Genomic DNA, 15734 nt, shown 5'->3' on the forward strand with positions numbered 1-15734 from the left:
CTTATTGAATAAAAGCGTAGAGTGATTTTTTAAGCGAGCACTAGCCACATTTTCTATATTGTCTTTGGTACATACGGGCACGGTTTGATACTTTTTTGGCGACTTTGAGTAGCCATTTTTTCTTTAAGTAAGTTCTTCGCGAGTAACCGCCTTGTCCTTCATGATAAGCCAAGTATAGTTTATAGGTGTCTTTACGCGAGATTTTTAATCGTTTATAAGACTGGTAGTTGTACCATCCAATAAAATCCATTGAATCTTCAATATCAGAGCGCGAAGCCCCCCAATTACCAGTGGCTTTCATATAATCATGCCAAGTGCCATCTTTGGCTTGTGGGTAACCATATGCTGATGATTTTCTAGGCAAAGGAATAACACCTAAAGCGTATTCTCTTGGTGCTTGAGCATCGGGTTTAAAACGTGATTCTTGATGAATCATCGCCATTAATACATAAGGCGGCGTACCCCATTTTCTATAAGATTTTTTAGCCGCTTCTTTCCAGTCATCGTCGTGATAATAAATAGAGCATAAATTATCATAGGTACTTTTAGGTGGTGGAGTGCTGCTACAGCCAGCCATAATCAAAGCAATGAAGCTGAGTCCAATAAGAGTGTAGCGTTTAAGGCTCATCATTTTTTTGTCCCATAGTTAAAAGTTTTTCGGTAAATTACATTTTTTTGACTGTCTAGCACTTCTAAATACCACTGTCCTAACCAAGCGCTGGTCAGTTGTTTTGATGACCATGTTCTAAAGTTATTGCTTGTAATAGGTAACTCAATGGTTGCTAAAATTTGATCATTAGTTCGCCAACGATGATAAATTTTTTGCCCTTTTGCATGAGAAATTTCAGTATAAAAATATATTTTGCGAATATATTTTGGAATATCATCAGCCAATACTTTAATAGGCGTTTGATCTTGCACAGATTCACTTATCACGGCATTGTTAACCGTAATAGGGCTTGAAACAATAGGGGGAAGAGGAATCGGTGTATGCTCAGATTGATTTTGTTTGGTAAGCGCTAAATCATTTCTTTGGTTTGATGATAATAGAGCAAGGTCAGGAGAAAATTGTTTAGCTGAGGATTGAATGTGTTGACTCGTTTGGGTTGCAGCCGTTTTCGTGGTGTTAGTTGCTTCTGGTAAAGATAGATGAGACTTTTTATCATTATAAATAAGTGCTTGCTGTTCAGCTTGACGTTCTTCAATATCATGTATCATTAAACTTGCAGTAGCTAGACCACCAATAATCATAAACATAAACCACACAAATCGTTTACGCCATTCTGGTTTATTCGCTTCTTGGCTAGCAATGGTCATATCATCAATTGCTTGTTCCCAACCTTGCTGAAAATAATCACGCATACCCATGTCTCTACGGATATTACTTGGCATGCTTGTAACTCTTTTGCCTTCAATAGCCATTCTATAGCCTTTTTTAAAAGCGTATTGATGGTCTATATTGTCCGTATCGGGCATCTGCATAGCGAGAAATGTAGCCTATTGATTAACTGCTTTTGGATTGGTCAAACAAAGCTTCTGTAAAGCTTTTGCTGTCAAAGTTACGTAAATCATCAATGGATTCACCCACACCAATAAAACGAATGGGTATTTGACGTTGTTCAGCTAAAGCAAACACAATTCCACCTTTTGCCGTACCATCTAACTTTGTTAATGTAATACCTGTAACACCAACGGCTTCTTGAAATTGCTGTGCTTGGTTTAGTGCATTTTGTCCTGTTCCGGCATCAATGACCAACATCACTTCATGTGGTGCGCTTTCATCGACTTTAGCAATAACACGTTTAACTTTCTTTAACTCTTCCATTAAGTTTGATTGGGTGTGCAAACGGCCGGCCGTGTCGGCAATTAAAACATCAATTTTTTTGGCTTTAGCTGACTGAATCGCATCAAAAATTACGGCAGCAGAATCGGCCCCCGTTTTTTGAGCCATAACAGGTACATTATTACGCTCGCCCCAAGTCTGTAGCTGTTCTACTGCCGCAGCACGAAATGTATCACCTGCAGCTAACATGACTGATTTACCTTCAAGCTGGTACTTTTTAGCTAATTTACCAATTGTGGTCGTTTTACCTACGCCGTTAATACCGACCATTAAAATAACAAATGGCCCTACATTTTTAGCAAGGTGAGCATCAATATCCAAAGTTTGCGACATTGGATCAATAATGTCTTGTAACTGAACTTTAAGCGCATGAATTAACGCTTCTGGTTCTTTAAGCTCTTTTCGTGAGACTTGGTCAGTTAGATTTTTAATTATTCTATCAGTAGCATCAATACCTACATCAGCAGTTAATAACACCATTTCTAAGTCATCTAATAGGTCTTCATCAATCTCTTTACGGCCAAGTACCAGGCCTGCTAAACTTTCGGTAAAGCTATGACGAGTTTTGCTTAACCCTTTTTTTAAACGAGTAAAAAAGCTTTCTTTTTTAATTGGTTCAGCTTCTATATCCGTTTCATTTTTTGGTTCTTCAATCGCGACCAATTCATTTTGATGGTTTGTTTCTAGCGGCGTTTTAACTGGAACTTCAGTTTCAAGTTCAGTAACAGTGTCGGTTGGTTTTGTGTTTTCAGAATTTTCTAAAGCTTGAGCAGTTGCAATCATCTCGTTTAGTGATTCTGTTTGTTCTTTTTGCTGTTCGGTGAGCTTGCTTACCTCATCGGTTTCATTTTGTTGTTCAGACTCATCTTGTGGCAGTACGTTTTCTTTGGACTGAAGTGTGGCGTTTTCTTCAAAGCTTTGATTATTGTCTTCAGCTGTAATATCTGAAGATTCTTCATTTTTTTTCTTACGGCGCAAAAAGCTAAACATGCATTTTCCTGAAACTGAGTGGAATAATTATTGAATGATTAAGTGTAGAGCATCTTTTGGTTTTATGGGGTTTTTACTCTATAAATCCAAGTTTTATTCATACTTAAAACAAAAACTCTCGGTATTATAAATGAAATCATATAGAGTTTGGCTTAACAGACCGCACAATCTCTGTACAAAAGTTCAGTAAAAATCTGTTGCTGGGGCTTTTTTTCATAATATTGTGTAAAACAGTATTTATTAATTTGAAATAAACAATTTAAAGGGCATTTTTACATGGCTATAAAAAGGTTTGCAGTCACGATGGCATCGGCCTTAGTGCTTGCTACAATCAGTTTACCCACGTTTGCTAAGGTAACTGAATTTACCCTAAATAATCACATGAAAGTGATTGTTAAAGAAGACCATCGTGCGCCTGTTGTGGTTCACCAAGTTTGGTATCGAATTGGGTCTAACTTTGAACATAGTGGTAAAACCGGTATTTCGCACATGCTTGAGCACATGATGTTTAAAGGTACTAAAAAACTGAAGCCTGGTGAATTTTCTAAAATTGTTTCAAAAATGGGTGGTCAAGAAAATGCGTTTACCTCTACCGATTACACGGCTTATTACCAAGTCATTGGCAAACAACATTTAGCAAAAGTTATGGAATTAGAAGCCGACCGTATGCGCAATGTGGTGTTAACGGATGCGGAATTTAAAAAAGAACGTAACGTGGTTACCGAAGAACGTCGTTGGCGTACAGAAGATAAGCCTTCTGGAAAATTATATGAACAATTTATGGCGACCGCGTTTATGAATAGCCCGCCACATCATCCTGTAATTGGTTGGATGCCAGATATTAGAAGCTGGACAGCAGATGATGTGCGTAATTGGTATAAACGCTGGTATGCACCTAATAACGCCACACTTGTTGTTGTGGGTGATGTTAATCCACAAGAAGTTTATAAGCTGGCGCAAAAGTATTATGGACATATAGAGCAAGAAAAAATTACACCGCCAGAACCGCAAACGGAGGTTAAACAAGAAGGACCAAGACGCATTGTGTTAAAAGGGGCAACCAAAACGCCAAGTTTATTAATGGGCTTTCATGCGCCAACGTTAGTTACCGCAAAAACGGCAGAACAGCGCAAAGAAGTATTTGCTTTAGAAGTATTAAGTTCAATTTTAGACGGAGATGATTCTTCTCGTTTAACGAAAGATTTAGTGAGAAAACAGCAAATTGTCGCAAATGCAGGGGCAGGTTATGACGGTACGGATCGTTTAATGACCTTGTTTATGTTTAGTGCCACACCGTCTGAAGGCGTAACACCCGAACAGGCCGAACAAGCTATTTGGAAAGAGATTGAAAACCTGCAAACCAAACCTGTTACGCAAGCGGAGTTAGATCGAGTCTTGGCTCAATCCGAAGCTCAGTATATTTATCATCAAGACTCCGTGCAGTCACAGGCAATTGTTTTAGGTTCTTTAGTAAGTGTAGGGTTACCAGCAGATACGCTTGATAATTGGGTTGATGAACTACGTAAAGTGACTCCGCAAGAAGTGCAGGCAGTCGCTAAAAAGTATTTACAAAAAGATAAAGTTACCGTGGCGACATTATTGCCAAATGGTAAAACCATACAAAGAAAATTTGGAGCGGGTATGCATTTAGGAGATATACACTAATGGCATTATTTCTAAAAAAATCATTTTACCAGGCCTGGTCTGTTGCAGCGATTATGTTGGTAAGTGTGTCAGCCTTTGCTGGTGTGCATATTCAAAGTTGGCAAACAGACAATGGCGCTAAAGTTATGTATGTGCAAGCTAAACAATTGCCTATGCTCGATATACAAATGACCTTTGATGCGGGATCCGCAAGAGATGGCGATGTTTGGGGGTTAGCGGCAATGACATCTACGTTAATGGGAACTGCGACTTCTAAATTAAACGAAGAACAGGTTTCAGAAACCTTTAATAATATTGGTGCACAAATTGGTTCTGATGTTTCACGTGATAATGCATCACTTTCATTACGTACCTTAACACGACCTGAAATAATGAAAACGGCAGTGAATAATTTTGCCAACTTAGTCAGTGATACGCAGTTTAAAAAAGCCATTTTTGACCGAGAAATACAACGGTTAAAAATCGCTTTAAAACAAAAATCGGTTAAACCGCAAGTAATTTCTAATGAACTTTTATGGAAGAGTCTTTATGGCAATCATCCATACGGACATCCTGTTTCGGGAACACTTGAATCGGTTAATAAAATCAATTTAGATGAAATTAATGCGTTTTATAAAAAATACTATGTGGCCAGTAATGCGGTTATTGCCATTGTGGGTAATGTAGATAAAGCCCAAGCCAAAGCGTTAGCTAATCAATTAACCAAAAACTTGCCACGTGGAACAAAACCACCAGGCCTGGTAAATCCTACAAAAGAACCTAAAAAGCAAACGATTAAAGTTGATTTTGACTCAACTCAAACCTATTACACCTTAGCGCAATTAGGAATAGAACGCGGTAATCCAGATTACGTACCTTTGTTTGTAGGTAACCATTTATTGGGTGGGGCAGGGTTTGGTTCATTATTAATGGAAGAGGTGCGTGAAAAGCGTGGTTTGGTATATAGCGTATACAGTTATTTTGCACCAGAAAAAGTGACCGGGCCTTTTATTATTGGGCTTTCTACCAAAAACTCGACGGCAAACGAAGCAGATAAAGTGGTAAGAGAAACGTTGAATAGCTTTTTAAAAGACTTCTCAGATAAAAAACTGCAAGCGATTAAAGATAATTTAATTGGTGGTTTTCCATTAAGAGCAGACAACAATGGCAAGATTTTAGGCTATATCTCAATGATAGGTTTTTATAATTTACCATTAGATTATTTAGATGCCTTTCCAAAGTTGATTGCCAAAGTAACCAAAAAAGATATTTTACAGGCCTGGCAAAAACATATTCACCCTAAGGATATGGTAGAAATTATGGTGGGTAAACCTAAATAGTCTCTATAACACGTATTTTAAGTTTGTATAAAGGCCTGTTTATATTCATAAGCAGGCCTTTATTGGTTTAAGGTTTTACCGTTTGATCGTTTGATTTAACCGTTTAATTAACCGCCAAACATTTTTAACATCTTTTTCATTTGTTCTTGTTGTTCTGGGCTAATTTTCTCTTCTTGAGGTGTTGTTTGACTATTCTGTGCCGGAGGCTTGCCTTCAAGTAAGTTTTGAATAACTGATTTTGCTTGTTTTTTCAAAACTTCATCAGCATAAGGATCGTAACGCAGTGTAATATTTTCAGGGCCTTTAAAATAGCTGTTTGACACATTACTTTTATCTACCTTTGTCGCCACTTCACTGTATTTAATACCCATTGTATTCCCTATTATTTTTAAAGGGATACCACTATCTTTTATGCTATAAACTTCGGTTCCCATCGCTTTGGTTTTGTCGCATTTAAAACCAAGAATGGTTGCGGCATTTTTTACGACCTCTCCATCTAAACCTTCCATCATATTCACGCCAAACTTTTCAGCATTTGTGGCAACTATTTTCTGTTCAGCAGAAGATAAAGACTCAAATTCTGCAATAAAAAATTTAATAGGATTGGCTTGTTTACTACCTGTGTTTGAAGTTAAATCATAATAATATACCCAGTCAGGCGTAGTAATTTCTAGCTCTTTTTGCACTTGCTTCATGCCAAAAACCGTCATTGCAGTGTCTATATGCAGTGCGGTTGTTTTACCGTAATCTTTAATGTATAAAGTTTTATGGCCTTTTAACATGCCACTCAAATCATAACTAATGGTAGCTTGTTTAAAGGGTAACTTTTGATCCCAAGGGTTATCTTGAGCCAAAGCGACGGAAGTTAAAAAGAACGAGAGTAAAAGTAGAATTGGTTTCATAGCGAAGCTCCAGAAATGATTAGACTAAATGAATATATAAAACTACTTATTAGTCTAGCAAAACACTTTTAAATAACACTCACCCAAAGAGGGGATAGTGCACAGTAGTTATTACAGATTAACTAAATGAAACATCAAGAAGAGTAAAAGACGAATAGCCAAAGTTAAGGATAAATAAAAGCGTATTTACGCTAGCCTTGATAGAATAACGTTTTTATTGGTTACTTAAGAGAGTAGCCAATGCGAGTAACGAGCAAATATAACTCGTTTTAGTAACTCGTGTCAGTAAATAACACGCTAAGGATTAACATGTCACAGTCGGTCAATGTAGGACAAATCAATCAATTAAAAATTGTAAAAGAAGTCGAATTTGGACTGTATTTAGATGGTGGTAAGTTGGGCGAAATTTTATTGCCATTGCGTTATGTGCCTGCTAAAGCAAAAGTGGGTCAAATGTTAGAGGTTTTTATACATTTAGATTCCCAAGACCGTTTAGTAGCGACTACGGACAAACCTTTGGCAGAGATTGGCGAAGTGGCTTATTTAAAAGTTACTGATGTAAATCGTACTGGTGCGTTTATGGATTGGGGAATGCCTAAAGATCTATTTGTTCCGTTTGCAGAACAACGTGTACCTATGGAAGAAGGAAGGTCATACTGCGTTTTTCTCTATATTGATTTAAGTGGTCGTATTGCCGCTTCAAGTAAATTGAGTCTACATCTTAAAGAAACTAACGATAACTTTAAAAGTGGTCAGCCCGTTAAATTGATGGTCGTTAGCAGAAGTAGTTTGGGATACACCGCATTAATTGACGGAACGCATTTAGGGTTGATTCATAACTCTGATATTTTACAACCTTTACGCATGGGGCAAAAAATGCAGGGTTATATCAAAGGTATTCGTCCCGACCATAAAATCAATCTCACATTGCAAAAGCGCGGCCAAGAAGCGCAAGATGAATTGGGTATGATGATTCTGGCAGTATTAGAAGCACATAATGGTGAATCTAACTTAACGGATAAAAGTACCCCAGAGCAGATTTTTGATCGTTATCGCGTGAGTAAAGCCAGTTATAAAAAGGCGTTAGGCCGACTTTATAAGGCGAAAAAAATTGATATTACGCCTGATAAAATTACATTGCTTTAGGTTTATATTCAGAATTTTGATAAACTCAGATTATGTATAAATTTCTTATAAAATATAAATATTGGTTTATAGCAATTGGCTTTATATTGCTATTGCAAGTAGCGACGTTTTATATTGCTTCAAAATATTCATCAATGATGAAGCAACAGCATTTACAGAGCCTAGCCCAAAAAATTGATAATGAAATTAACCAAAGCATTTTAAACAAACAAAGGGCCACAATGGCCATTGCTTTTGCTTTAACTCACGATCTTTCAGAGTTGGAGTTAACAGAAAAGAATCTTGCTCAAAATATTAAATTTAATGCATTGATTGTCAAAATTCAAAAACATTCTGCCTATAAAAATTTTAGAGTACAAGTTGTCGATAAAGACGGAATGGTTCTTTATCGTTCATGGACGTCTTTACATGAAGACCTATCTAAAGTTCATCCCGAATTTAATTTAGCCTTACAAAAAAACGGCGTTATAAATACCATTGCATCGGGCAAGTTTGGTGTCGTTTTAAAAACCGTAACCCCTATTGTTCAACAGAATAAGATTGTGGGTTTTTTAGACTTTATTTCAGAATTTAACTCTATTCAAGTTGGTTTAGAAACCAAAAAAATTGACTCTTTTGTTATTGCGACAAAAGAACGATCTAAATTAGTCACCACTCCCTTTAGCCCAAATCATATTGGTTCTTTTTATCTCTCAAATTTGCACCCTAATCGCTCGTTAGTAAAAAAATTAAATGAAAGCTTGATTGATGACTGGCAAAACAGACCTGAAAACTATTGGTTATGGCAAGGGGAATTGGTTGTTAAATATCCGTTGAAGTCGATTGATAATAAAATACATGCTTATGTTTTCGGTATCTCTTCCGTTTCAGAGCTTACCAGCCAAACAGAAGAATATATTTCTCTTTTAAACACAAAAAACTACATTGTGATGGCCTGTGTGATTGTTACAATCGTTTTGTTGATGGGATTAGCACTCTTTTTTGTTCGCTCACAAAAACAATATTATCAAGATATCTTTAACTATGAAGAAGAAGCCGTATTGGTCACTAATGGAGAACAATGGTCAGATGCAAATACGCAGTTACTCTCTTATTTTCCTAGCTTGATGAATAGTCGAGAATGCTGTATTTGCGATTTCTTTGAAGATGGTGATGGGTTTTTACAAAAAAAACATGAATGGCGTTTTGTGGATTGATTATTTGATTCAAAACACCGAGAAACAAAATAAAATTTCAATTATCCACAATGGAAAAAATATTGTTTTTCAAGTTAAAGCAAGACTGCTTAAACAAGCAAGCAATGAATATGTGGTTGTATTAAACAATATTACGGAAAGCGAAACCCTTAATCAGAAACTACACCAGTTAAGTCTTATTGATGAATTAACCCAAGTAGGTAACCGCCGAAGTTTTAATGAAACTTTACAAAGAGAATTAATGTTATCCAAACGTAATGGATTTAACTGTTCTTTAATTTCGTTTGATATTGACCATTTTAAGCAAGTGAATGATAACTACGGACATGCGGTAGGGGATGAAGTGCTTAAACATATCGCATTAACCAGCCGTTTACAAATACGTAGTACTGATAGACTTTTTAGAGTAGGTGGTGAAGAGTTTATTATTTTGCTCCCCATGCAAGGTCATGATGAAGCTGAGATTGTTGCAGAAAAAATCCGCAAAAAAATAGCCAGTACACATTTTGAACCGGTTGGTCAAATTACCGCAAGTTTTGGCGTGATTGAATCGCATCATGAAGACGATATAAGCTCTTTGCTTATTAGAGTAGATGAAGCCATGTATTTGGCAAAAGAGAGTGGCAGAAATAGAGTAAAAGTGATTAAACATGGCTAAGAATCGCGCTTTAAAAACACCTATCAATACCCATAAAGGTAACAGAGCTTCTACCGGTGAAGTTCGTATTATTGGCGGAGAGTTTAGAGGTCGTAAACTCCCTGTATTGTCTGCAGAAGGGTTACGACCAACTTCTGACCGAGTAAAAGAAACCGTTTTTAACTGGTTACAGTTTGAAATTGCAGGGGCTAAATGTTTAGATGTCTTTGCAGGTTCTGGCTCTTTATCTTTTGAAGCGATTTCACGTGGAGCAAAACAGACAACATTGCTTGAATTCAATGCGCAAAATACCAAACAATTACAAAAAAATCTAAGTACATTGAAGGTTGTTAATGCTGACGTACAACAAGCAGATAGTTTAGTTTGGTTACAACAGCCATGTAGCCAAGCATATGATTTGGTGTTTTTAGATCCCCCCTTTCATAAAGAATTCATGCAAAAATCAATTGATTTGTTATTTAAAAATGGTTATATACATGATCACTCTTGGCTCTATTTAGAACAAGAAAAACAACTTGATTGGCCCGTTTTGCCAGCGGGTTGGATTGTTCATCGTGAAAAAAATACTTCTCAAGTTAAGTTTGGACTTTTTAAAAAAGAGTTTGATTAAATGCTGTTTTTACTTGACCATTACCGCCTTCTAGCGTGTAAAAATAATGAACTAAATAGAGATATTCTTCTGGTTCCTTAAACCATGAAAAAGATTAATTTTAAACGTATAAGAAGCGCAACATTAAAGGGCTTCTTTTAATATCAAAGGGCAATTATGTCTATTACAGCAGTTTATCCAGGGACTTTTGACCCAATTACTTGTGGTCATTTTGACTTGATTGAACGAGCCGCTCGATTTTATGATCGCTTAGTGATTGCTGTTGCGGATAATCGCAATAAGTCATCATTATTTACGTTAGAAGAACGTGTCGCTTTAGCCAAAGAGGTAACGCAAAACTTACCTAATGTTGAGGTGATTGGGTTTAGTGGCTTACTGGTTGATTTTGTAAAAGAAATTAATGGCAATGTTTTATTGCGTGGTTTACGTGCGGTATCTGACTTTGAATACGAATTTCAATTAGCGTCTATGAACCGTAAACTTGCCCCAGAAGTTGAAACTATGTTTATGACACCAGCGGAACAATATGCTTTTATTTCATCGAGTTTGGTCAGAGAAATTTCAGCCTTAGGTGGAGATGTTTCTGAATTTGTGCACCCCGTTGTGGGCAAAGCTTTAAAAGAAAAACAAGGCTTATAGAGAAACAATCATTGCGCTATATAAATGGTGTAATGCTATTGATGTCTGTGAAAAGTGTGGATTTTACCCCATACTTACATAGCAGCAATCGTCATAGGGTATACCAGGCCTGGTAATTTTATTGTTTGTGCGTTGTCGTTTTTAACGACGGTTTACTGTGACTAACGAATACGGTATTTGGATTTGTTTTCCATCTTTTTGGTGAATCATTAGCGTTACTTGCCAATCCATTTTTTGGTTTGTACAAAATGCCAGCATAGATGTACCTACAAATCGGTTTGCATTAATTCTTGTTAACTCTACTCGGTTATAGCCCATGTACATATTAATTCCAGAAATATCTAATTCCATACTTTGAACATCAAGATTCTTTACATGTACTTCTATACCTAATGGACGGGCGATTGGAATAGGGTGTGGACTGATTTTTAAAGAAACCACTGCATCACCCATTTGAGACTCACAACTGGCTTTGTGTAGATTACATGTTTTTGATATTGGCCATTGTGTAATATTGCTATCGCCAGAATCTGAACAGCCTTGTAACAAAAGCGTGGCTACAAAAAAAGAGAGTAGTAAGATTGTATTTAGAGGTTTTGTCATGGTTGTCTTTCTTATTTAACGTTCATTAAATTTTTATTTAATCTAACCCGTTTTGTTCATTATAGTGCCGTTATTTAGTTTACTTTTATGGGCTACAGCGGTGTTGAGTCTTTGCGTACCCATTTTCCTTCTTGCTGAACCATTTCATACTTGGCCCAACGGGCAAATTCTTCACGTGTTACACAATCACTTCGTTTTTTTGCTTGGCCTGCAATTTGTCTAAAAATGACAAAATCTTTATTAGGATGGTTATGAGCAGATTCATCAATTATTTGACGCATACTCCAATCTTTACCTACTTGCCCATTACTATAAACCTTACCTAGTTGGATGTCATGCACCTTAAGTTCAATTTTATGGGTGTTTAAATTCAGTAGTTCAAAAATACGACGCAACTCGTTTTCATTAATATCCACAAAGGTGTCAATTTCTTTTAATACAGATAAAAAATCTTCGTGAGATATGGTTTCAGCCTGAATATTAGCTGGTTCAGTAGATAGATTTTTCTGTAAAAAAGCCGGGTAACGTCGCCAATGAAAAAGCGCATTAAAGAGTACGGCAATAAATAAAATACTCACCACATTAAGCAATACGGGCGTAATTAAAAAAGCATAACCCATTTGGTGAATCGTTTCACCGCCTACCACGGCAGTTAAGGCTGTAGCGCCACCTGGTGGATGAATGCAATTTAAGTAATACATAACAGCAATGGTTAAGCCAACAGCGACACTGGCCGCTATAAACGGGTCTTTAATCAGCAAAGCACAACTTACACCAATAAAGGCTGCAAACATGTGACCGCCAAACACGGACCATGGTTGCGAAAGAGGGCCATGAGGCACAGCAAATAACAGTACGGCAGAAGCGCCCATGGATGCAATAATTCCCCAGCTAGCATCAAAACCTAAAAAGCGTTCACTAATTATCATGACAGCAAAAATTGCGATAAACCCACCTACGGCAGAAATTATTTTTTCACTGTGGCTTGCCGGGCGGTTAAATTGAGAAATGACAATCTTTGCCATTGTTGAAAAACGGTCAAAATTTAGGTTCATATTTTAGTAGTCAATTAATATTGTTCACTATAGTTACATCTATTGTTAGCCCTGTAAATACCAGGCCTGGTAATTTAACGATATATCCATGTTTTAATCATTAAATTCATTATGCTAAACCACTTATTATATTAAATTTTATCCTTTATTAAGAATGAGTGATGAGCGTTATTGAAGGCATTAAACGCATATATCGATTGTAAGGTTATAAGCCATTATTAAGCTTTAAGCTTGGAGTAAAGACACCTACAATTACTCTAATTTTTTGGAATAAATGCAACCAAGTTAGAGTGTAGAAAACGGGTGATATGTCTTTAAATTTACAAGAATCTCCACCGTAGAGACGAGGAAAAGCAAGGTAAAATCAGTAGATTAAAAAGGCTTATCAATTTGTGTAATGCAAGATTACGTTACTACTTCTAAAAATTAGATTTTATAAAAAACCTTCATTTTGAACATGGTTGACAATAAATTCAGTCGGGTTATAATTCGTTTCAATATGTATATTTGGTAATAGCGAATTGAACGACTCACATCCAGAACAACTTGTTCAGTCATTTTTAATGGGTTCTAAACAATCTCGATCAGGGCAAAGACGTTTAGAATTGTTAAATAAAATAGCTTCTTTGGGCTCTCTTTCTGCAGCGGCTAAGGCGTGTGGTATGAGTTATAAAGGGGCTTGGCAAGCAGTAGAAGCTATGAATTTAGCCGCCGAAACCCCTTTAGTGAATGCACAAAAAGGTGGTGCTGGCGGTGGCGGCATGGTACTCACGGCAGCTGGTGAATCTTTAGTATCCGCTTACCAACTATTTTCAGAACAGATGCAGCATTGGATGAGAGAGTTAGAAGATATTTCTCCAGGTGTCTTAAGTCAGCTTGAAATTATGAGGAAGGTATCCATGAAAACGAGTGCAAGAAATTTATTTCACGGTTCGGTAACTAAAATTACCAAAGGTCCTGTGAACTGTGAGGTTATTTTAGCGATTGGTCATGAAATGACCGTGGTTGCACACATTACCCCAGAAAGTGTAGAGCGTTTAGCATTAGAGGTAGGTACCGATGCCTATGCTTTAATTAAAGCTAGCTTTGTTATTTTAACTGAAGATATTAATGGCGCTTTGAAAACCAGTGCACGCAACCAATTTTGTGGTGAGATTACGCACATTGAAAAAGGGGCAGTAAATAGCGATATCACAATGGATGTGGGTGGCGGACAAAAAATATCGGCTGTTATAACTAACCCAAGTGTAGAAATGCTTGATTTAGTCGTTGGCGGCCGTTGCTGTGCATTAATTAAATCAAGTCATGTTTTATTGGCTGTTTCAGATTAATTTGCGCTAAAAGATTATAAATCTAGGTTGTTTGGTTATATCTAAATAACCTGTTTTTTTAGTTATCGATATGTATAAAAGGTTATATGTATTAAGGTTTATTTAGTTGGCCACTTGGGTGATTAAAAACACAAGTGCCTTTACGGAGGAAAAAATGAAAAAAACAATGAAAAAAATCATGCCGGTTGCGGGTTTGTTTTTAGGCTTAACGTTCAGTGCACAAAGTTATGCACAAAATGCGACTGTTGCAGTAGCAGCTAACTTTACCAAAACAATTGAAGTGGTCAACGAAGCGTTTGTAAAACATCATCCTGAACACCACATTAAATTCTCTTTTGGGCCAACGGGTAAGTTATTTGCACAAATTCAAAATGGCGCACCGTTTGATGCCTTTTTTGCCGCAGATGAAAAACGCGCTAAAAAAACAATGGAAATAGGCATGGGCAAAGCGGATTCTTATTTTGTTTATGCGCAAGGTAAAATCGTTTTATACAGCAGTAAGTTCCCTGTTGCCAAAGAACCAATTAAAGTACTAAAAGCGGCTAAATTTAATCACTTGGCCATCGCTAATCCAAAAACAGCACCTTATGGTGAACGCGCTCAAGCTTTTTTAAAAAGCCAGGGTTTATATGATGGCGTTAAAGCTAAAATTGTAAATGGCGAAAGTATTTCGCATGCTTTTCAGTATGTTGCAACGGGTAATGCCGCTATTGGATTTGTTGCCTTATCTCAAATTGTTGACCCACAAAGCCCTGTCTATAAAAAAGGTGAATACTGGGTTGTACCACAAGCGGACTATAAGCCAATTAACCAAGGAGCACTGATTACTAAACGTGGTAAAGACAATGCGGCAATTAATGACTTTATGGCCTTTATGAAAAGTCCAGAAGCGATTAAAATCATTGAAAGTTATGGTTACGGTGTAAATTAATACCCGCTTATATGACAGATGCGCAGTTTCTGATAATGTCAGTGTCATTTAACTAAATTAACGGCTACGTTTGTTTATAAATCAAAGGCCGTTTTAAGCTTATAAAGCGGGTGATTCACCTGCTTTTTTATTTGTGTAAGGACTGTTTTATGCTAGAAATTTTAGGCACTCAGATTGACCTAAATCCCATTTGGCTTACATTAGAAGTTGCAAGTATTACAACGGTTGCTCTATTAGTTTTAGGCACGCCTTTAGCGTGGTGGATGTCGCAAATGCGTTCATCTAACAAAGTACTTCTTGAAGCATTAGTGGCCTTGCCTTTAGTGTTACCGCCAACGGTATTAGGTTTTTATATGCTTATTATTTTTAATCCTAATGGAGTGGTTACTGAAACCATGCACCTATTAGGGTTTGAAGGGCAGCTAACCTTTAGTAAAGCGGGTTTAGTTGTTGGATCAGTCTTTTATTCATTGCCATTTGCCGTGCAACCTTTAATGCATGCCTTTGAGTCGATTCCATCTCGTTTATTAGATGCCGCAGCCACTATGCGTGCATCGTTTTTAGATCGGTTTTTTACAATTGTGATGCCATTATCTCAAAGAGGTTTTTTAGTGTCTGCAACCTTGACCTTTGCCCATACCGTGGGCGAATTTGGTGTTGTGCTGATGATGGGGGGGAATATTCCTGGCGAAACTCGTATGGTATCGATTGATATTTTTGATCATGTAGAAAGTATGGAATATGACCAAGCTCATATTTTATCAGCGATGATGCTTATCTTTTCGCTGGCGGTATTAATGTTAGTTTATGGTGTTAACCGTCGTTTTGGCGTCAAGGTAGGGTAAA

General features: G+C 37.0%; 16 protein-coding genes. 10 read left to right on the top strand and 6 right to left on the bottom strand.

The annotated features are described in order from the left end of the window. Positions 1-40: 40 nt before the first annotated feature. Genes ACYQ0E_RS02275 through ftsY form a run of 3 tightly spaced genes read right to left on the bottom strand, consistent with a single transcriptional unit; the run spans position 41 to position 2833 of the window. Positions 41-631: a transglycosylase SLT domain-containing protein gene (locus tag ACYQ0E_RS02275; protein WP_460186634.1), complete on the bottom strand. Its 591-nt coding sequence runs from the start codon at positions 629-631 to the stop codon at positions 41-43. Continuing rightward, the gene (locus ACYQ0E_RS02280; protein WP_460186635.1) at positions 628-1482 is read right to left on the bottom strand and encodes a DUF2914 domain-containing protein; all 855 of its coding nucleotides are present in this window, start codon (positions 1480-1482) and stop codon (positions 628-630) included. Before ACYQ0E_RS02280 ends, ACYQ0E_RS02275 begins: the two co-directional genes overlap by 4 nt. A gap of 22 nt (positions 1483-1504) precedes the next feature. Further along, on the bottom strand, positions 1505-2833 hold the full coding sequence (gene ftsY, locus ACYQ0E_RS02285; protein WP_460186636.1) for a signal recognition particle-docking protein FtsY: 1329 nt from the start codon (positions 2831-2833) through the stop codon (positions 1505-1507). A 276-nt stretch (positions 2834-3109) separates the two neighbouring features. On the opposite strand from ftsY, the gene ACYQ0E_RS02290 reads away from it, so the two are divergent. Together ACYQ0E_RS02290 and ACYQ0E_RS02295 are read left to right on the top strand one after the other, a co-directional pair. After that, positions 3110-4498, top strand: a complete 1389-nt coding sequence (locus tag ACYQ0E_RS02290) for a M16 family metallopeptidase (protein ID WP_460186637.1) — start codon at positions 3110-3112, stop codon at positions 4496-4498. Continuing rightward, positions 4498-5817: a M16 family metallopeptidase gene (locus ACYQ0E_RS02295; RefSeq protein ID WP_460186638.1), complete on the top strand. Its 1320-nt coding sequence runs from the start codon at positions 4498-4500 to the stop codon at positions 5815-5817. The genes ACYQ0E_RS02290 and ACYQ0E_RS02295 overlap by 1 nt, the downstream gene beginning before the upstream one ends. Before the next feature lie 107 nt (positions 5818-5924). Here ACYQ0E_RS02295 and ACYQ0E_RS02300 read toward each other — a convergent pair whose 3' ends face one another. Continuing rightward, positions 5925-6719, bottom strand: a complete 795-nt coding sequence (locus ACYQ0E_RS02300; RefSeq protein ID WP_460186639.1) for a hypothetical protein — start codon at positions 6717-6719, stop codon at positions 5925-5927. A gap of 309 nt (positions 6720-7028) precedes the next feature. Between ACYQ0E_RS02300 and ACYQ0E_RS02305 the strand changes: the two genes are divergently transcribed. The 5 genes from ACYQ0E_RS02305 to coaD all read left to right on the top strand — a co-directional run bounded on the left by ACYQ0E_RS02305 (position 7029) and on the right by coaD (position 10968). Further along, positions 7029-7865 carry a CvfB family protein gene (locus ACYQ0E_RS02305; RefSeq protein ID WP_460186640.1) on the top strand — a complete coding sequence of 279 codons (837 nt, stop codon included), beginning with the start codon at positions 7029-7031 and terminating at the stop codon, positions 7863-7865. 86 nt (positions 7866-7951) lie between these two features. Then, positions 7952-9061, top strand: a complete 1110-nt coding sequence (locus tag ACYQ0E_RS02310) for a hypothetical protein (RefSeq protein ID WP_460186641.1) — start codon at positions 7952-7954, stop codon at positions 9059-9061. Next, positions 9039-9719 carry a GGDEF domain-containing protein gene (locus tag ACYQ0E_RS02315; protein WP_460186642.1) on the top strand — a complete coding sequence of 227 codons (681 nt, stop codon included), beginning with the start codon at positions 9039-9041 and terminating at the stop codon, positions 9717-9719. The genes ACYQ0E_RS02310 and ACYQ0E_RS02315 overlap by 23 nt, the downstream gene beginning before the upstream one ends. Continuing rightward, complete coding sequence (rsmD, locus tag ACYQ0E_RS02320; RefSeq protein ID WP_460186643.1) at positions 9712-10329, top strand: 16S rRNA (guanine(966)-N(2))-methyltransferase RsmD; 618 nt, start codon at positions 9712-9714, stop codon at positions 10327-10329. Before ACYQ0E_RS02315 ends, rsmD begins: the two co-directional genes overlap by 8 nt. 156 nt (positions 10330-10485) lie before the next feature. Continuing rightward, entirely contained in the window at positions 10486-10968 is a 483-nt protein-coding gene (gene coaD / locus ACYQ0E_RS02325) for a pantetheine-phosphate adenylyltransferase (RefSeq protein WP_460186644.1), read from the top strand. A 141-nt stretch (positions 10969-11109) separates the two neighbouring features. On the opposite strand, the gene ACYQ0E_RS02330 is transcribed toward coaD, so the two are convergent. Then, entirely contained in the window at positions 11110-11571 is a 462-nt protein-coding gene (locus ACYQ0E_RS02330) for a hypothetical protein (RefSeq protein ID WP_460186645.1), read from the bottom strand. 92 nt (positions 11572-11663) lie between these two features. Then, positions 11664-12626, bottom strand: a complete 963-nt coding sequence (locus tag ACYQ0E_RS02335) for an HPP family protein (RefSeq protein WP_460186646.1) — start codon at positions 12624-12626, stop codon at positions 11664-11666. Between the two features lie 521 nt (positions 12627-13147). Here ACYQ0E_RS02335 and ACYQ0E_RS02340 point away from each other — a divergent pair. The 3 genes from ACYQ0E_RS02340 to modB all read left to right on the top strand — a co-directional run bounded on the left by ACYQ0E_RS02340 (position 13148) and on the right by modB (position 15733). Further along, positions 13148-13957, top strand: coding sequence for a TOBE domain-containing protein (locus ACYQ0E_RS02340; protein ID WP_460186647.1), 810 nt, complete (start codon positions 13148-13150; stop codon positions 13955-13957). Between the two features lie 154 nt (positions 13958-14111). After that, a complete protein-coding gene (gene modA, locus ACYQ0E_RS02345; protein WP_460186648.1) occupies positions 14112-14888 on the top strand; it encodes a molybdate ABC transporter substrate-binding protein in 777 nt (258 codons plus the stop codon). A 149-nt stretch (positions 14889-15037) separates the two neighbouring features. Next, the gene (modB, locus tag ACYQ0E_RS02350; protein WP_460186649.1) at positions 15038-15733 is read left to right on the top strand and encodes a molybdate ABC transporter permease subunit; all 696 of its coding nucleotides are present in this window, start codon (positions 15038-15040) and stop codon (positions 15731-15733) included. Position 15734: the final 1 nt, after the last annotated feature.

The organism is Thiomicrorhabdus hydrogeniphila (assembly GCF_054656895.1).